The organism is Kitasatospora sp. UYEF31, from assembly GCF_057291755.1.
This window is the reverse complement of sequence record NZ_JBXAWK010000024.1, coordinates 46,391-63,776: the sequence shown is the minus strand read 5'-3', so window position 1 is coordinate 63,776 and position 17,386 is coordinate 46,391. Positions and strand designations below refer to the sequence as shown.

General features: G+C 70.1%; 17 protein-coding genes. 6 read left to right on the top strand and 11 right to left on the bottom strand.

Going from position 1 to position 17,386, the window contains the following annotated elements; all coding sequences use genetic code 11:
- Positions 1–22: 22 nt before the first annotated feature.
- Together AC0Z36_RS14635 and AC0Z36_RS14630 are read right to left on the bottom strand one after the other, a co-directional pair.
- Positions 23–1,279, bottom strand: a complete 1,257-nt coding sequence (locus tag AC0Z36_RS14635) for an IucA/IucC family C-terminal-domain containing protein (protein ID WP_485463287.1) — start codon at positions 1,277–1,279, stop codon at positions 23–25.
- A gap of 231 nt (positions 1,280–1,510) precedes the next feature.
- Positions 1,511–1,933 (bottom strand): ATP-binding protein, encoded by a 423-nt coding sequence (locus tag AC0Z36_RS14630; RefSeq protein ID WP_485463309.1) that lies wholly within the window; start codon positions 1,931–1,933, stop codon positions 1,511–1,513.
- Between the two features lie 365 nt (positions 1,934–2,298).
- On the opposite strand from AC0Z36_RS14630, the gene AC0Z36_RS14625 reads away from it, so the two are divergent.
- Positions 2,299–2,862, top strand: a complete 564-nt coding sequence (locus AC0Z36_RS14625; protein WP_485463286.1) for a hypothetical protein — start codon at positions 2,299–2,301, stop codon at positions 2,860–2,862.
- 134 nt (positions 2,863–2,996) lie between these two features.
- Positions 2,997–4,586: an MDR family MFS transporter gene (locus AC0Z36_RS14620; protein ID WP_485463285.1), complete on the top strand. Its 1,590-nt coding sequence runs from the start codon at positions 2,997–2,999 to the stop codon at positions 4,584–4,586.
- Here the strand turns inward: AC0Z36_RS14620 and AC0Z36_RS14615 are convergent.
- From AC0Z36_RS14615 to AC0Z36_RS14600, 4 genes are all read right to left on the bottom strand, one after another.
- The gene (locus AC0Z36_RS14615) at positions 4,520–5,632 is read right to left on the bottom strand and encodes a lysophospholipid acyltransferase family protein (protein WP_485463284.1); all 1,113 of its coding nucleotides are present in this window, start codon (positions 5,630–5,632) and stop codon (positions 4,520–4,522) included. The two genes, AC0Z36_RS14620 and AC0Z36_RS14615, sit on opposite strands and share 67 nt — an antisense overlap.
- A gap of 149 nt (positions 5,633–5,781) precedes the next feature.
- Entirely contained in the window at positions 5,782–6,621 is an 840-nt protein-coding gene (locus tag AC0Z36_RS14610; RefSeq protein ID WP_485463283.1) for a phosphatidate cytidylyltransferase, read from the bottom strand.
- On the bottom strand, positions 6,618–7,193 hold the full coding sequence (locus tag AC0Z36_RS14605) for a CDP-alcohol phosphatidyltransferase family protein (protein WP_485463282.1): 576 nt from the start codon (positions 7,191–7,193) through the stop codon (positions 6,618–6,620). Before AC0Z36_RS14605 ends, AC0Z36_RS14610 begins: the two co-directional genes overlap by 4 nt.
- A 94-nt stretch (positions 7,194–7,287) precedes the next feature.
- The gene (locus AC0Z36_RS14600) at positions 7,288–7,905 is read right to left on the bottom strand and encodes a hypothetical protein (protein WP_485463281.1); all 618 of its coding nucleotides are present in this window, start codon (positions 7,903–7,905) and stop codon (positions 7,288–7,290) included.
- A 124-nt stretch (positions 7,906–8,029) separates the two neighbouring features.
- Between AC0Z36_RS14600 and AC0Z36_RS14595 the strand changes: the two genes are divergently transcribed.
- Both AC0Z36_RS14595 and AC0Z36_RS14590 read left to right on the top strand, forming a co-directional pair.
- On the top strand, positions 8,030–8,257 hold the full coding sequence (locus AC0Z36_RS14595) for a hypothetical protein (RefSeq protein ID WP_485463280.1): 228 nt from the start codon (positions 8,030–8,032) through the stop codon (positions 8,255–8,257).
- Positions 8,258–8,668: 411 nt separating this feature from the next.
- Positions 8,669–9,898, top strand: a complete 1,230-nt coding sequence (locus AC0Z36_RS14590; RefSeq protein ID WP_485463279.1) for a C40 family peptidase — start codon at positions 8,669–8,671, stop codon at positions 9,896–9,898.
- A 98-nt stretch (positions 9,899–9,996) separates the two neighbouring features.
- Here the strand turns inward: AC0Z36_RS14590 and AC0Z36_RS14585 are convergent, their stop codons facing one another.
- Both AC0Z36_RS14585 and AC0Z36_RS14580 read right to left on the bottom strand, forming a co-directional pair.
- Positions 9,997–10,650, bottom strand: coding sequence for a class II aldolase/adducin family protein (locus AC0Z36_RS14585; RefSeq protein ID WP_485463278.1), 654 nt, complete (start codon positions 10,648–10,650; stop codon positions 9,997–9,999).
- Positions 10,651–10,845: 195 nt separating this feature from the next.
- Positions 10,846–12,585: a BCCT family transporter gene (locus AC0Z36_RS14580; RefSeq protein WP_485463277.1), complete on the bottom strand. Its 1,740-nt coding sequence runs from the start codon at positions 12,583–12,585 to the stop codon at positions 10,846–10,848.
- Positions 12,586–12,969: 384 nt separating this feature from the next.
- On the opposite strand from AC0Z36_RS14580, the gene AC0Z36_RS14575 reads away from it, so the two are divergent.
- Complete coding sequence (locus tag AC0Z36_RS14575; protein ID WP_485463276.1) at positions 12,970–13,641, top strand: hypothetical protein; 672 nt, start codon at positions 12,970–12,972, stop codon at positions 13,639–13,641.
- 9 nt (positions 13,642–13,650) lie between these two features.
- On the opposite strand, the gene AC0Z36_RS14570 is transcribed toward AC0Z36_RS14575, so the two are convergent.
- Genes AC0Z36_RS14570 through AC0Z36_RS14560 form a run of 3 tightly spaced genes read right to left on the bottom strand, consistent with a single transcriptional unit; the run spans position 13,651 to position 16,248 of the window.
- The gene (locus AC0Z36_RS14570; RefSeq protein ID WP_485463275.1) at positions 13,651–14,601 is read right to left on the bottom strand and encodes an ABC transporter ATP-binding protein; all 951 of its coding nucleotides are present in this window, start codon (positions 14,599–14,601) and stop codon (positions 13,651–13,653) included.
- A complete protein-coding gene (locus AC0Z36_RS14565; RefSeq protein ID WP_485463274.1) occupies positions 14,598–15,398 on the bottom strand; it encodes an ABC transporter permease in 801 nt (266 codons plus the stop codon). Before AC0Z36_RS14565 ends, AC0Z36_RS14570 begins: the two co-directional genes overlap by 4 nt.
- Positions 15,391–16,248, bottom strand: coding sequence for an ABC transporter permease (locus tag AC0Z36_RS14560; protein WP_485463273.1), 858 nt, complete (start codon positions 16,246–16,248; stop codon positions 15,391–15,393). Before AC0Z36_RS14560 ends, AC0Z36_RS14565 begins: the two co-directional genes overlap by 8 nt.
- 309 nt (positions 16,249–16,557) lie before the next feature.
- Between AC0Z36_RS14560 and AC0Z36_RS14555 the strand changes: the two genes are divergently transcribed.
- Positions 16,558–17,334, top strand: coding sequence for a superoxide dismutase family protein (locus tag AC0Z36_RS14555; RefSeq protein WP_485463272.1), 777 nt, complete (start codon positions 16,558–16,560; stop codon positions 17,332–17,334).
- Positions 17,335–17,386 lie beyond the last annotated feature (52 nt).

The following is a 17,386-nucleotide window of genomic DNA, read 5'->3' as shown; positions in this document are numbered from 1 at the left end:
ATTGCCGGGTGCCCCGCGGACCTCAAGCCCGTTGCAGTTGAGCACTCAGCAACTGCGCCAATCCGCCCGGGTGTTCACGCGCGCACTCCCGCAGCAGCGCACGCCAGGAATCCGTCAGCGGCTCCGCCGCGCACAGTCCCTGCGCCGCGCACGCGTCGATCAGCGCGTCCACGTTCCCCCGCCCGAGTCCCGCCGCCGCCCACACCAGGACCGCGTCGTCCGGCCTGACCAGCCCGGGTCCCGGATCCCCTGGCAGCCAGCGGGCCAGCCCCCGGCCGCGGTGCCCGGCGATGCGGGTGTCGGAGGTGTTGCGGAAGCGTCCGCCGATGGGCCGTCCGTCGGCGTCGAGGACTACCAGGGTGGAGTCGAGACGGGCGGCCAGCGCGAGCCCGTACGCGTCGTGCAGCCAGAGCATCGGGGCGACGGCCGACCCCAGGTAGCGGCGAAACCATTCTTCAGTAGTCGTGGCGACGGATTCCCCCATCCGCAGGTGGGGCCGTTCCACGATCGCGGCGAGCAGGGACCGCCCCGTGCCGGGGTTGACGGTGGCCAGTCCGGCGACGCAGCAGACGCGGTCGTGCGCGCCGAAGGGGTTGTCGCGCAGTCCGAGGTTCAGCGTGCTGAGTCCGTCCACGGTCAGCACGCCGAGGTCGCGGACGAGGTCGAAGCGCGGATGTTCGGCGTGCAGCGCCTGTTTCAAGCCGGCGTCGAGCATCCGGTGCACAGCGAGCCCGTGCTCCAGCGCCGCGCGCGGCCTGGCCGGCTGGAGGATCACCGGAGCCGCACCCCGGTAGAGGCTTCCGTACGCTTCGATCGGGCTCCAGCCCGGCCCCGCGGGCCCCAGGTGGCGGATTCCCTCCGCGGTGGCGGCAAGCCGCCGGACCCGCCCGGCGAACCGCGGCGGGACCGGCACCGGCACCGCGTCGCCCAGGCCCGCGGCGGCCGGGCCGGCCAGCGCCGTGAGTGTCGCCGGGATGTCCAGGTCACCGTCGTGCCGGAGCCGTCCGCGGTCGACCGCGAACCAGTGCGGGACCACCGGCGGCGCGTAGGCCAGGGCCTGCTCGGTCGTGAGGAAGGGATTCGCGTACGGCCTTGCCGCTGCGCGCTCTCCGGCAGCACTGCCTTCAGCAGCACAGTCTCCAACTGCGTCACCTGCTGTCGAACTGCCGTACGCCGCCCTGCTTTCTGCTGCGCTGCCTTCTGCTACACAGTCTTCTGCCGCACCGTCTTCTACTGCACCGTCTTCTACTGCCTCGGGGACTTCCGTGGACGAGGACATGTACGCGACGTACCTCCCGGGCTCGACAACGGCGGGTGACGTTCCTTGAAGCACGCGCGGTCATTCGCTTCAGCCCGGGTTCGGGCACTTACAAACGGTAATGCATGATGTTGCGTCAGGTGCGACCTGGGGCGGAAACGGCGCTCCACGCAGGCCTGTTCGCACCTGTGCCCACAGCACCGGCCGACAGCCCGCCCACGGCCCCGACCGCGGCCTCACCCACAGTCTCACTCACGGCCCCGGCCACGGCAGCGCCACCCACAGCGTCTTGCCGTCCGGGTGCGCCTCGATCTGCAGGTGCCCGTCGCATTCGAGGACTAGTTGACGCACGATCATCAAACCGCGCCCCGACGTCTCGTCGACCGGCTCCAGGAGTGCGACCGGGCGGTACGGATGCCGGTCGCGCACCCCCAGCCACAGGTAACCCTCGTGCACCGTAAGGGTCACGGCCACTTCGGGTGAGAGCACCGCCGCGTGCTCCACGGAGTTGGTGATCAGCTCCGAGGCGATCAGGCGCAGCGTGTAGCCGAGGTCGTGGCCACGCGGCAGGCCCCAGTACGTCATGTACTCACCGAGCGAACGGCGGGCCTGGGCGACCGCCGACGGTACGGAAGGAAGTGTGAACCGGCAGACCCGGTCCTGGACGGTGTCGATGCGTCAGCCCTCCAACAAGTGCAGCGCCGGGCGACGTCCGCCCCTGAGCCGGACCACGCACGTTGAGCGTGACCAAGAGTAACCATGTCCCGGGGGTCCCGATCGCCGCACACACCCGTGCGGTTCGTCCTGACCGGACACGGTTTGGACACGGACGTCCCGGCGCACGCCCGGCGTGTTATCCGACCTGCGCGGGAATCAGTTTCGTTCAGGTGTGTGAGGCCGCGGCCGAACGGGCAATACCGAGTCGTCCGCGCCCGCTTCGTCGGCGCGAGAACTCCACGCCGTGACCGAGGACTCCGTCCTGTCGGACCGTCACACCTGTAGAAAACGTCACGGCATCGTGCTTGAAAGGGTGATGACGGATGGACCCATTCGATGAGGTCGAGCGCGCGATGCTGGCGAACCTGCTCGGCGGCCGAAGGCCCCAGCCGCGGGTCGAGTCCACGCGGGTGCCCCGGCAACAGTCGTCCCAGTCGTCCGCCAGGCCGCAGTCGTCCGGCCGGCCCCAGCAGCGGCCACGCCCCGCGCAGGGGCGCGCGGGGCAGCAGTCGGCCCGCCAGCCGGTACCGCCGCAGGCTGCTCCGGGTTCGCCCGGTGACGACCTGCGGGCCCGCCGGATCCTGGACACCGGCCGGGTGATCAAGCAGATCGACCCGCGGACCACCCCGGAGCAGCGGCACGCGATGGCGACCGCGTGGGTGACGCTGGACCTGACCGCGCCGCAGGTCGGCGCGTGGCTGGCGGCGGGCATCCCGCCCAGGGAGCACGAGCTCGCGCGGTCCTGCCTCCAGCACGGCCTGACTCCGCAGGACTTGAAGACCCGCATCGACGGCGTGCGCACGGTGGAGCGGCTGCGCGAGGACGGTCTGGAGAGTGTGCTGGCGCAGCTGCGCCAGGCGGGGTGGCAGCCCGCGGTAGCCGCCTGAGGGGCGCCCGCGGCCCCGTACGACATTGTTTGACCTTGGTTTTCCCTGGACCACACCTGTCGCGGGCAGGGCCCGGCGGGCCCCGTCGGCCCGGCCCTTGACGAGAATAGTTAGCAAGGCTAGATTTTTGCTGAGTGAATGACTCAGGAGACTCCCCAGCAGATCAGCCGACGCTGTCCCACCGGCAGATCCTGCTCGTGTTCTCCGGGCTCATGCTCGGCATCCTGCTGTCGTCGCTCGACCAGACGATCGTGGCCACCGCACTGCCCACCGTCTCCTCGGACCTCGGCGGACTCGACCACCTCGCCTGGGTGACCACCGCGTACACCCTGGCCATGGCGATCAGCACGCCGCTGTACGGAAAACTCGGCGACCTGTGGGGCCGCAAGAGGCTTTTCCAAGGCGCGATCGTCATCTTCCTCGCGGGCTCCGCGCTGTGCGGCACGTCGCAGTCGATGGGCATGCTGATCGCGTTCCGGGTCGTCCAGGGCCTCGGCGCGGGCGGGCTGATGAGCAACGCCCAGGCCATCGTCGGCGACATCGTCGCCCCGGCCGAACGGGGCCGCTACCAGGGCCTGATCGGCTCGGTCGTGGCGCTGTCCACGGTCAGCGGGCCGCTCCTGGGCGGTGTCATCACCGAAACCCTGAGCTGGCGCTGGGTCTTCTACGTCAACATCCCTCTGGGGGCCGCGGCGCTTGTCGTGACGTCGATCGTGCTGAAGCTCCCGCCCAGGCAGCGCACCCGCAAACCGCTGGACTGGCTGGGTCTGGGCCTGCTGTCCACCGGCACCGCCGCGCTGATCCTGTTCACCAGTTGGGGCGGCACGACCTTCCCGTGGATGTCCGCGCCGATCATCGCCCTGGCCGCGGCGGCGGCCGTACTGATCGTGGCTTTCATCCTGGCCGAGCGCCGGGCGGCCGACCCGCTGATGCCGCTCACCCTGTTCTCCCGCAACCAGGTGGTCCGCATCGCTGTGCCGATCACCTTCGTGGCCGGGTGCATGACGGTCGGGATGGCGACGTTCCTGCCGCTGTACGAGCAGGTCGTCCGGGGCGAGTCCCCGACCGTCTCGGGACTGCTGCTCGCGCCGATGATGCTGTCGATGCTGGTGGCCTCGACAGTCTGCGGGCGGTTGACGTCACGCCTCGGCAGGTACAAGCGCTTCCCGATCGCGGGCACCGTGCTGATCGGCACGGGGCTGGTGATCCTGTCCCAGTTGCGCGTCGACAGTTCCTACACGCACCTGCTCACCGGGCTGATCGTCCTCGGCCTCGGCACCGGCACCATCGGCCCGATCACCACACTGGCCGTACAGAACTCCGTGGACCCCCGCGAGATGGGCGTCGGCACCGCGCTGAACTCCTTCTCCCGGTCGCTGGGCTCGTCGGTCGGAGTCGCGGTCCTCGGCGCGGTTTTCACGCACCGGCTCACCGCCCGGCTCGAAGGCCTGCACCTGTCGGCACTGGGCGCTGACCCGTCGACGCTCTCCCGCGCGCAGGTGGAATCACTGCCGCCGGTCACTCAGAGTCAGGTCCTCGACGCTTTCACCGACGCGATCACCGGGGTGTTCGTCGCGGCTCTGCCGTTCGCGGTCCTCGGGTTCTGTCTGTCGCTGGCACTGAAGGAACTGCCGCTCCGGCGCAGCAACGGTGTCGCTCAGGACCAAGCCGACACGACCAAGGCCAGCCCGACGGCGAAGCAGCCGCTCAAGACCAGCAAGTAGTCCGGGTAGTGCCGCCGCCGGCGCACCGCCGCGACACCCAGCGCCGCGAACAGCAGTCCCACCGACAGGTTCCGCACTGACCTGGCCTTCGCCGTCTCCCACGCCCACTGCGCGGGTTCGACTCCAGAACGCCCGGCGGCCGCCGCGTAGACCTTGTACGGCACTCCGTTCCACGGCTGCCGGGACACCGCCGACGCGCCTTCAGTGCCGATCCGCAGTTGCACCGTGCTGTGCATGCGCACCGTGGTCAACGGGGCGGGCGGCGTGACGCCGGCGGATACCAGCTGCATCGTCAGCAGTCCCCCAGCGATGGTGCCCGCGGTGATGAACGGAACCAGGCGCAATCCAGCTCTGGGCGCGGCCACGCAGACTGCGGCGAGCAGGAGTTCCGGCATCAGCGGCCAGGACACCGCCTCACCCACCGCCCACAACGCGGCCAGCGCGGGCCCACGCCACGAGCCGAAGAATTCAGCCGTACGGTTGCGCAGCTGTGACTCGCGAACGGGCTTCGGTGCCGGACCGACGAGCGCCTGCACCGCGTCCCGTGCCTCGCCTGCGGTCGGGTCGGTCAGCGGTCGGCCGATCCGCACGGTGACCACGGTCGGGGTGATCTTCCCGTGCTTCGGCAGCAGTTGCGCCGTGCCCGTGATGCCGACCGGGACGACCGGGACACCCGCGTCCGCCGCGAGCCTGAGTGCTCCGGAGCGGAACTCCGCGACTGCGCCACCGCCGCCCCGGGTGCCTTCCGGGTAGACGACTACGGCGTGCCCCGCGCGGAGCATCGGCACGACTGCTGCCAAGTCGGACATCCCGCCGCCGGTGCGGCGCACGGGGAATCCCGCAGCGAGCACCTGGCAGACGCTGCGGCGCCAGCCCTTCGCGAACCAGTAGTCCGCTGCCGCGGCGACACGCGGGGCGTGGTCCGCGTCCAGTGCGGCGAGCACCGCGGCGGTGTCGGCGTGGGACGAGTGGTTGACCACTACTACGCAGCCGCCGGCCGGCAGTCGGCCGGTACTGCGGAATCCACCGCCCGCACTGAAGACCACGCGCCACAGGCTCCTGCGCAGCCTGGCCGCGGTGCGGCGCGGACCGGTTTCGAGCCTGTGTTGATCATGGGGATGTTGCGATCCGGGTGTCCGGTCTGCGGTTGCCTGTTCCGCAGCACATCCATGATCAACGAAGGTGCGATGTGTGCTCATGACAGAACCCCCGCGAAGAGCAGTGCGATGACAAGGGAGTCGATCCGGTCGAGCAGGCCGCCGAAACCCGGCAGCCAGGTGCCCGCGTCCTTTACCCGGGCCTCGCGCTTGAGCATCGACTCGACCAGGTCGCCCAGGAGGCAACCCGCCGTGACTGTGAGCCAGAGTTCCCAGCCGACGTCCAGTCCGCACAGGCGCAGTGCGGTCAGCGTCAGCGCGGTGCCGGTTGCGACGCCGACGACGCCGCCCCAGGTCTTGTCCGGCGAGTGCGCGGAGAGCTTCCGCGCCAGCGGGCCGCGCTGACCCAGCCACTTGCCACCGCACCAGCCGCCCACGTCGCCGACGGCGACCGCGACTCCGATCGCCAGCGGGCTGGGTGCGAGGACCAGACCGGTCAGCGCGACTGGCAGCCAGACAAGACCGAAGAGGAGGTATGCGGCCCTGCGGCCGCCCCGCTTGCTGTCGCCGTCGAGGACAGCGGGCAGTGCGGCCAGTGCGAACAGCGCGGCGATCAGCACCCGGGCGTCGAGGAGACCTGGCCAGCGCCAGGCGACCACCGGCAGGACGGCGGCGACAAGGACCAGGACCGTACGGTCGTGGTCGTTCAAACCGACAAGTCGGGCGTACTCGATGCCAGCGACAATGCCGAGGAGGACAGCCAGCGCTGCCGCTCCCGCCGGGCCGACCGCCAATGCGCCGCAGAACACCACCGCGATGGCGACCCAGGTGGTCCACCGCTTGATCAATTCCTTCTGCCGGGAAGCCCCGACGGCCAGCCCGCCGGCGCCCAGCAGGCCCGCGAGGAGTGGCAACGCGTCCATGACTTCGGTGCTCACGACGCACACTCCCGCTGGACGCGGACCAGGCGGAGCAGCGCGGTCAGGACCGAACCGACGGCGACGACCCACAGGACGGGAACAGCCCAGCCGGTGGCGGCGGCCACGATCGCGAGCAGGCAGCGCTCGGTCTTGCCCACTGGGCCACCGTTGAGCCGCGGTGTCCCAGCGGCGGCTCCGGCGATGGAGACCCACGAGGGCAGGGTCGCCGCGGCGGCGGCGGACATGACCAGCCACAGCGGAGCCAGTGCGGCGAACGCAGCGATGACGATCAAGTCGGCCGTACGGTCGCCGAGTTCGTTGAGGACGCTGCCCCAGCGGCTCGTGCGGCCGGTCGCGCGGGCGAGTGCGCCGTCGAGGTTGGCGAAGGCCAGCCGCCCGGCGAGCATAGGAGCGACGGCGCAGGCGGCCCACGGAGCGGGCAGCCACACCAGGGCGGCGGCGGCACCGGCGGCGCAGGCGACTCCGGCGACCGTCAGCGTGTCAGGGGAGACGTGATGGGCGCTGAGCGCGTGCCGCGGTGCGGCGAGGCGCTCGGCGTACCAGGGCTTGAGTGCGTACAGACCGTTCATGGCTGTCAGCCTGGTCCGCGGACGGCTCAGCGCCGTGCGTACGGATACTCAGTTCGTTCGCACATGTGTACTTAAGAACAGCCGCACCACCACGTCAGACGTTGACACTCAGCGGGTACGGCAGCGGCTCCGGGGCGCGGCCGACCAGCGCGCACGCGGAGGTGTGGAGCTGGGCGATGTCGACGGCGGCGTCCCACGCCCAGTCGTCGGTGTTCACCATCAGTGCGGGGTCGGTGGCCAGACAGCGCAGCGCGAAGCCGGCGAGGTCTGCGACCAGGTCATGCTGTCCGCGTTCGTACAAACAGTCGAGCTGCACCGCGACTTCGTACACCCGGCGCGCGGTGCTGGTCGAGGCCTCCCGGCTGTCCGGCAGGCTGCGGATCAAGCGGCGCAGGCGGGGCAGGTCCGGTTGGTCCTCAGTGCCGAGGGCCGGTTCGAGCTGGGGCGGCCGGGGGCCCGCGCCCAGCGTCCGGCGCACCCCCGACGGGGGCAGTGCCACCGAAAGCCGGGCCCCCGGAAGCCGGGCCTCCGCAGACCGGACGGGGTGAGCCGCCGCGCCGCGCTCTGCGAGCAGCCGGTCGAGGGCACTGCCCTGGATCGGCGACCCCGTGCCGGGCGGTCCAGTGGTGGGAGACCCGGCGTCGGGCAGGACGGTGGGGAACGCCATCGCCGTGGGATCACTGGTCGTCCGTATGTCCGTGAGCGTTGCCATGCGTCCATGGAAACCCCGCACCACCGCCCGTGTGGCCCGATCACTCGAACGAGCGACAAAGAAGCACCTGGGAGTTGCGGAATTCCACCGGCTTCGGTAAATGCTGCGCAGCTGCTGTTCACGCATGACCGGATCTTCCCACTGGCACCTGTGGCGTCAGGACGACAACGGCGTGCGCTTCCTGATCGCTGTGCACGAAGAACTGGAAGCCGCCGAACGTCGGCTGGTGGACCTGGAACCGGGCGTCGCGCACAAGCAGCTCCACTGGACCGCTGAGGAGCCGGGCGGCGCGGCGCGGGTCCGGGAGCAGGTCCGGGAGCAGGCCCAAGGGCGGGACCGACAGCGGGACTAAAACGGCATTTCAACCAGCCGTGACGGTTGGTTCCCAAAACTCGGGTGGCTTGTATCCACCAGGCGTGCCGACCTGACGGTTGTTCAATGCCGGTCGCGGGTAAATCCGTTCGCCTGTCGCCGCACCAGCCGCTCCCGCCTGGGCTTTTGTGGATCTCCGCCGACCCCTGCCGTATCCGTTCCGGAGCCGAATCACCACCTCCGTCCCGGTTCGCGCAACGGAGCCGTGGATTTCGAAGACACCGGATCCGTACGTTCCGCAGGCTAAACCGGACGAATAGCACTGGATGTGACCTTCCTAATAGCGCTCCGCTTTTAGGCGAAACAACTCCCGTGCTCTCGCTCTACTGGGCCGGTCACGACTGTCAGGCCCCGGCAGGACCGGGGCCAACGGAGCGAGGAGGTACGGCACATGCCCGCACACGACGAAAACCGCTACGACGAAGACCGCTACGCCGGAGCCCAGCCAGACCACGGGCAACCCGACAACGGGCAACCCGACAACGGGCAACCCGACCAGCGGCACAAGGGGCAGTTCGGCGGACTGCAAGGAGCGGCGAGTGCCGACAGCGCGGGGCACCGGCCCGGGGCCGGAGACTGCACGGCGGCCCTCCCCCGGTTGGAGGATCCGACCACGGAACTTCCGCTGCTCACGGATTCCTCCGAGAGTCTCCTTCCTGGCCTCATCCCGGATTCCAGAACGCTCAGGTTGCGAAGCCTCCCGCCCCGTCGCGTGCGGCTGACCGCCGCTGCGGCGGGGCTGGTCCTGATCGCGTCCGCGGGTGTTGCGGTGGCGCTGACCGACGACGGCGGATCCCACCGGGGTGACCGCAGTGCGGCCGAGCCGCCGCCGGCCCTCTTCGCCGCGCCCGCACCGGCGGTGCCCGCACCGGCGCCCGCACCGGCGGTGTCCGATCCGGCGTCACCCCCGGCGCCGACGCCGCCGCTGGTGTCCGGCCCCGTGCCGGGCGGCACGGGGCCCAGCGCACCGGCTTCCGGCGCAGCGGACGCAGCGCCGGAAGCCGGTGCGTCCGCGGCGCCGGTAGCCCCGGTTGTAGTTCCCCCCGCCACCAAAGCTCCGGCGGGCAGGAATCCGGAACCCGCCAAAACCGCGACCAAGACACCGGTGAAGGCCCCGCCGGCCAGGAACACCCCTGCGGCCCCGCCCAAGAGCAAGGCCCCGGTCGCGCCCAAGCCCCCGGTCGCGCCCAAGCCCCCGGCTCCCAAGACGGCTCCCGAACCGCCGGCCGCGAAGCCGCCGGCGCAGAAGCCTCCGGTCCCCGTGTCCGCCGCGGACCGGGGTGGCAAGGCCGTGCAGTTCGCCTACTCGCAGCTCGGAAAACCGTACGCGGCCGGTGGAAACGGCCCGTCGGGCTACGACTGCTCGGGCTTGACGAGTGCGGCTTGGCGGGCCGCCGGGGTCACCCTGCCGCGTACCTCGCAGGGGCAGTACGGGGCCGGGCCCAAAGTGTCCAAGTCCCAGCTTCAGCCGGGTGACCTGGTGTTCTTCTACTCCGGGCTGAGCCACGTGGGGATCTACACCGGCAACGGCCAGATCATCCACTCGCCGAAGCCGGGTAGGCGTGTGGAGATCGTGTCGCTGGATTCGATGCCGTTTACGGGGGCTGTCCGGCCCGGGTGACCCCTCGACGGGGCCGGTGCGTCGATCATGCCCGGACTGCTGTGGACGGAGATCAATCCACCACGTTCGGAGCATGACCGGCGCGGCGGCGGGTGCGCCTACCCGGCGCGGCGCGGGAACACCGGCGCGTTGGCCATCCGTACAGTCACCGCGTCGAGTTCCGCCGCCGTGAGGATACGCGGGGTGCCGACACCGAGGGACCGGATGTACACCTCGCACAGCCACTCCAGGACCCGGGACTTCTCGAACGCGTCGGCGAGTGACGCCCCCAGGGTCACGCCGCCGTGGTTGGCCATCAGCGCCGCGGTCCGGCCACCGCTCAGCGCCGTACGTACATTTGTCGCCAAATCGTCAGTGCCGTACGTCGCGTACTCAGCGACCCGCACATCGTGCCCGCCGAGCAGCAGCACGTTGTAGTGGACCGCCGGGAGCACAGGCAGCGTGGTCGCGACGGTCGCGCCGAACACCGAGTGGGTGTGCACGACAGCGGCGGCGTCCGTGGAGTTGTAGAGCGTCAGGTGCAGCGGAGTCTCGGAGGACGGCTGACCTCCTCCGTCGACAAAGTGACCTTTGAGGTCCACCACGGGGCAGTCCCCGGGCGCCATCCGTTCCAGGTGCGCGCCGGACGGCGTCACGGCCACCAGGTCGCCCCGCCGTACGCTCAGATTCCCTGACGTGCCCACAACCAGGCCGGTCCCGACCATGAGCCGTCCGTACGCACACAGCTCTTCACGTTCCGCCTGCAGCAACAACGGTGGCCCTCCTCGGTGTGAACCGTGATCAAGGAGGGCCACCGTACAACTGTTCTCATCCGGGGCGGTTGAAGGAACGGGTCGGTCCGATGAGCCGGGCCGATCGATACGCCGAGCGATGAGCCGGGCGGTTGAACGAGCCGGCCAGTCCGCTGAACTCTGCGGGTCACCGGCCGGGCTGTTGCGGAACCGGCGTCAGAGCCCGCCGTGGTGCCGGTGGAACGGCTCGTCCTCCCCGTCCTCCTCGTCGCCGACGGCAGCGCGCACCGCGTCGCGCAGGCCGCGTTTCCGGCCGGCGCTGGCGTGGGCGACCATCGGGTCGCTGCGCAGGTCCTTCACCAACGACCAGCACAGGGCCAGCATCACCAGGACGAACGGGAGCGAGACCAGGATCGTGGCCTGCTGCAGACCCTTGAGACCACCGGCGAGCAGGAGCACCGCGGCGACCGCGCCGATCAGTACGCCCCAGGTGACGACCACCCAGGACTTCGGCCGCAGTGAACCGTGGCTGGTGAGCGAACCCAGGACCAGCGAGGCCGAGTCGGCGCCGGTGACGAAGTAGAGGCCCACGAGCAGCATCGCGACGACGGCGGTGAGGCCGTACATCGGGAGCGCCTCCAGCATCGCGAACAGCGCCGACTCCGCGCCTTCCTTGGTCTTGGCGACCAGGTCGGCGGTGCCGTCCGTCTGGATGCGCAGCGCGCTGCCGCCCATGACGGCGAACCAGACGGTGCTGGCGGCCGACGGGACGAGGAGGACGCCGACGAGGAACTCCCGGACGGTGCGGCCACGGGAGATGCGAGCGATGAATGTGCCGACGAAGGGCGCCCAGGACAGCCACCAGGCCCAGTAGAAGATGGTCCAGGTGCCCAGCCAGTCGTGGCCGCCGAAGACTCCGGTACGGGTCGCCATGGACGGGAAGTTCTGCAGGTAGGAGCCGACCGAGGACGGGATCATCCCGAGGATGTAGACGGTCGGCCCGACCACGAAGACGAAGAGCATCAGGACCAGCGCGAGCACCACGTTGGCGGTGGACAGCCACTTGACGCCGCGGTGGATGCCGCTGAACGCGGAGACCACGAAGGCGGCGGTCAGCGAGGCGATGATGACGACCTCGACGGTCTTGCTGTCAGTGACGTCCATCGTCAGGTTGAGGCCCTTGGCCACCTGCAGGGCGCCCAGGCCGAGTGAGGTCGCGGAGCCGAAGACGGTGGCGAAGATGGCCAGCAGGTCGATCGCCCGGCCCGGGTTGCCGTCGGCGCGCTTGCGGCCGATGAGCGGGACGAAGGCGGAACTGAGGCGGTTGCCCCGGCCTTTGCGGAACGTCGCGTACGCGAGGGCGAGTCCGGCGACCGCGTAGATCGCCCAGGGGTGCAGGGTCCAGTGGAACAGGGTGTAGCGCATGGCCGAGGCGGCGGCTTCGTCGGACATCGGCGCGCCGTTGGCGCCGGGCGGCGGGGTGGCGAAGTGCTGGATGGGTTCGGCGACGGCGTAGAACATCAGGCCGATGCCCATGCCCGCGCTGAACATCATGGCCACCCAGGCCAGGGTGGTGAACTCCGGTGTCTCGTCGTCCTTGCCGAGGCGGATCCTCCCGAACCGGCTGGCCGCGAGGTAGACGGCCAGGATCAGGAAGATGTCGGCGGCGATGATGAACAGCCAGCCGAAGGTGTCGATCGCCCAGGACAGGCCGTTGGTGCCGGCGGTGTCCAATGAGTCCTTGCCGAACACTCCCCAGAGCACGACCGCGAGGACTACGGCGAAGCCGATGGTCGCGACGAACGGGTCGACCTTGTTGCCGTTGCGGTTGTCCGCCGCGTGTTCGGGAGTGGTGCCCGCTGTGCCCGCTGTGGCCGTTGCGGCGTCGCCGGCGTTGGGACCGGCTTCGACTGGTGCCGCTTCCGTCCTGTTTTCGCCTGGATCTGAGTTACTCAAGGCTTTTTTCCCCTTCGTGCGCATCCGGGGAAGCTATCGTCCGATGCGCAAAGCGGGATATACCGGGGCACGCCGATGATTTTATGAGATATCACCCGGACGGCTCAAATCCAGGTGGTATATCAACGATTCGGACTACCGTTGCGGCCCCGTGCCGCGCGGCACGGGGCCGCAGACCGGGAGGCACGAAGCCTCAGCCCGGGCACCACGGCGCCTGCGTGCGGACGGGAAGACCGCAGCCGGTCCAGCGTCGACATTTACCCCGCACAGACGAAACCCGGTGCATCCCATGATTGATCACGCCACGGCTGCGCCGGGAGAATGGGCAACTGACCTACAACGTAAGGATCTTGCAAGCTCATCCCCGGAAACCGCGCGTCCCTCTTGGGCATAGCCGGTCTGGCCGTCGTCAGCTCCCTGACGCTGGCCGGGTGCAACAGCAGCAGCGACGGCTCGTCGAAGTCCGCCACCACGCCCGTAGCGTCAAATCCGCCGCCGGCCACCCCCGCCGCGAACGGGGGCACCGAAGGGAGACCGACTCCCTCTTCGGCACCGTCCACCGCGCCCACGGCCGCCGGCGCCGGGGGCGACGTCGCCAAGGCAGGTCAGGCCATCCCCCTCGGTCAGGCAGCCAAGGTCAACTTCACGAGCGGGTCCACTTCCGGGGTCATCAGCCTGAAGGTCACCTCGATCGACGCGGGCACGCTGTCGGACCTCGACGCGTTCAAGCTGGGCGACAAGGTGACGGGCAAGGTGCCCTACTACATCAAGTACGCGGTCACGAACGCAGGTACGACGGACCTGTCGTACGCCTCCGCCAGCTTCGTCAAGGGCCTGCTGGCCAACGGCACCGAAGCCCAGACGGTGTCCGTCATCAGCAAGTTCGACAAGTGCCCCAACAACAGTGCGCCCAAGGATTTCACCGCGGGCAAGACGTACGAGACCTGCGCGCTGGCACTGGCCCCGACGAACGCGGAGAAGGTCGTCGGGGCCGAGTGGTGGGGTGAGCCGTACACGCTGGGCAAGGGCGTGAACTGGGGTGTGGCCGCACGCTGACGGTGCCGGTCACCCCGCGTACAGCCGCGCCACCACCTCCTCGATGTCCGGCTCGCGCACCGCGATGTCGCGCAGGCCGCCCGTCCGCGCGAGCGAAGCGATCAGTTCCCCCGCCGGGACGCCGTCGAGCGCGAAGGTGATCCGCCGTCCGTCGGCCTCGGACTGTTCGACCGTCACGCCTGGCATCTCGACACCGTCGTACGGGCGGTCGAGGTCCACCACCACCCGGCGCCGTGACCCGTAGCGCTCGTGCAGTTCCGCGAGACTGCCGTCGTGCACGACACCCCCGTGGTCGATGACCACCAGACGCCGCGCCAGCGCCTCGATGTCGGCCAGGTCGTGCGTGGTCAGCACGATGGTCACGTCCCCGGACGCCCCCATACCGGCGAGGAACGCCCGCAGTGACTGCTTGCTGACGACGTCGAGCCCGATGGTCGGCTCGTCGAGGAACAGCACCCGCGGACTGTGCAGCAGGGCCGCGGTGATCTCGCCGCGCATCCGCTGGCCGAGGGAGAGCTGCCGTACGGGGGTCTCCAGGAAGCCGTCCAGGTCGAGCAGTGCCCTGCACTCCTTGAGCCGGGCGGCGTGCTGGCCCGCCGGGACGTCGTACACGTATTTGAGGAGCCGGAAGGACTCGGCCAGCGGCAGGTCCCACCACAGCTGGGACCGCTGGCCGAAGACCACGCCGATACGGCGGGCCAGGTTCCGGCGCTGCGGTACGGGTTCGAACCCGCACACCCGCAAGTGACCCGACGACGGGCTGAGCACCCCGGTCAGCATCTTCAGCGTGGTCGACTTGCCCGCCCCGTTGGGGCCGATGTAGCCGAGCAACTCCCCCTCGGCGACTGCCAGGTCGATGCCGTCCACGGCGGTGACGGTGTGTTTCTCCCGTCGTACGCGTCCTTTCTTCTTCGTGATGGTGAAGTCCTTGCGCAGTCCGCGCGCCTCGATGACGTTCATGAGCCTGTACTCCTGTACTGCCGGATTCCGGTGCGCCAGAAGAGAAGCGCGAGGGCCCACACGACGGCCGCCACGACGGGACCGCACCAGGCCAGCCAGCCCGGGGCCCCCAGCGGGTCGGCGCGGCCGAGCAGGGCGAGGGCCGGCAGGTAGCCGGTGAAGGCCAGGCCCAAGCCGTAGGCAAAGGGCACGCGCAGCCACGGTTCGTAGACGGTGATCGGGTAGGTGGCGAACTGCCGTCCGCCATAGGTGAAGGCGTTCGCGGACTCGCCGGAGTCGACCCACCAGAACGCCACGCACGGGCCTGCGGTGAACACCGCGCCGAAGAGCAGTGCCCCGGCGAACGGGGCCGTGAGGGCGAGCGCCGTGCGGCCCGGCGTCCAGTCGATCCCGGCGATGACGAGGGCGGTCCCGTACACAATCAGGGACTGGACGACGCGGCCCGCCTTGCGCAGGGAGAAGTCGGCGACCAGGAGTTGCCCGAGGACCGACAGCGGGCGCACGAGGACCGCGTCGAGCCGGCCCGTGCGGATGTAGTCCTTCAACTGGTCGACCTCACCGAAGATCATGTCAGCGGTCTGGAAGCCGAGCCCGCTCAGCGCGCTCATCAGGACGACCTCGCGCACCGGGAAGCCGTCGAGGGACGGGGCGACCTGGAACATCGCCAGTACGGTGACGATCTCGAACAGTGACACGAAGCTGGTGACCAGCAGGTTCGTCCAGAAGGAGACGCGGTACTGGAGCTGGCCGCGTACGTGCGCGCCGAGGAGTTTCCAGTACACGGTCGCGCTACCCACCCTGCACCACCAGGTGATGTACAGCCTTGCGTTGCACGACCACACAGAGGGTCAGCAGGACTCCGGCCCAGGCCCCTTGCAGCACCAGCATCGCCAGGGAGGTCAGGGAGTCCGTGCGTTCGACGAGGATGTCGAGCGGCACCTGGAACAAGCTGGGGAACGGGGTCGCGCACCACAACACCCACTGCGCCCACTCCGGCAGGAAGCGCAGCGGGAAGTAGGAGCCGGACAGCACACCGGCGGCCAGGACCCACGCCGTGTGCGGGCCGCGGATGTCGACGATGCGGAAGGCCGCCAGGTTGACGAGGTACCGGCAGCCGAAACTGACGGCGGTGGCGAGCACCGCGGAGACCGCGAACAGCAGGTAGCCGACGGCGTGCCGCGGCAGGTAGAGGTCGAAGAACACCAGAGCGAAGACCACCGGGGCGAGGAATCTGGTCAGCGCCGCGAAGGCGAACCGGCCGACGTCGGCGGCGGCGTACGCGATGAGCGGGTCCAGCGGGCGCAGCAGGTCGGCGGTGATGTCGCCGGTGCGGACCCGGTCGGCCAGTTCGGTCCAGTTCCACAGCCACACGGTGTTGAGCAGGCCCTGGCCGACCCACACGAAGGTGATGAGCTGTGCGGCTTCGTAGCCGCCGGGCCGGTTCCCCGCGCGGGCCACGGCGATCATGACGTAGCAGAGCATCGCGCCGAAGAGGATGTTGGTGAACGCACCGGCGACCATGGCCTGCCGGTAGGTGGAGTAGCGGCGGAACGAAGCTCCGGCGAGCGCGGCGAAGCAGCGCAGTGCGGGAGTCCGGGAGCCGGGTTTCGGTGGTGTCGGTTTCGGGCGTGCGGAGGCGGGTGCCATCGCGTTGAGCCTCTTGGTCGGAGCCGGCAGGGGCGTGACGCACCACGGCCGTGCGGGGAGCGTCCGGCCGGGGAGCGTGGTCGCTCTTGGTTTCGCCGCGGCGGACTCCTGATGCGGTGTCGGAGGACCACCGCCGGATTCACGCCGGGCACCCCGGGCAGAAGGCTGGATTTTAGCAGCCGGGTAGGCCGTTCGACGGCATTTGCCACTCGTACGGATTACCCGGGCGGCCAGGATTTTGGCAGCGGCCGCACATCCCTCCTACAACAGAGTCCCGCTCCCGTCCGTCCTGCTCTCCGGAGGCTTCCCGTGCCCGTACCCACCCGATGGCTCGTTGCACTCTCGGCGGCCGGGACGCTGGCCCTTCCGGCGGCGCCCGCGGCAGCGGACACCAGGCACGGCGCGGACGACGTGCAGGTGGTGAGTGTGCAGTCGCAGTTCGCCCCGCCGAACGCGTTCGTGCCGGCCGACGCGGTGACGTACGACCAGGCGCGGGTCCCGGCCGCCGCGTTCGCTTCGGCGGTCGCCGCGACCAGCAGCGGCGGCACGTGGGTCACCCTGGGGCTGAGCGGTCTGCTGCCGGCCCGCACGTACGGCGCGCATGTGCACCAGTACGGCTGCGGCACGGACCCGGAAAGCGCAGGGCCGCACCTGCAGCACCTGCCGGACCCCGTGCAGCCGTCCACGGATCCGGCGTTCGCGAACCCCGGCAACGAGATCTGGCTCGACGTCACGACCGACGGGCACGGTTCGGGGGTGTCTACGGTCCGGTCCGGTTGGCGGATCCCGGACGCGGGCGCGCGGTCGATCGTCCTCCACGAGCGCGGCACCGCCGCGGACCCCGGTCACGCGGGGACGGCGGGCGTGCGGGTCGGGTGCGTCAACCTGGCGTTCCCCGGTCGGCCGACGCCCCGTCCGGGGCGCGTGCCGGAGGACATGCTGACGGGCTTCAACTCGGATCTGACGAACTCTCAGGACACGGACGGCCCGGGCCGGGGGCCCGGGACGTTCGGCTGGACCGCCTACTCGCCGATGTCGGCCAAGCCGGTCACCCGGGACGCACTGCCGGAGTGGCACCAGGGCTGACGAGTGTGGATTCCGTACGGAATTCCCCTGCTCAGGCCCCGCGTCGAGGGTG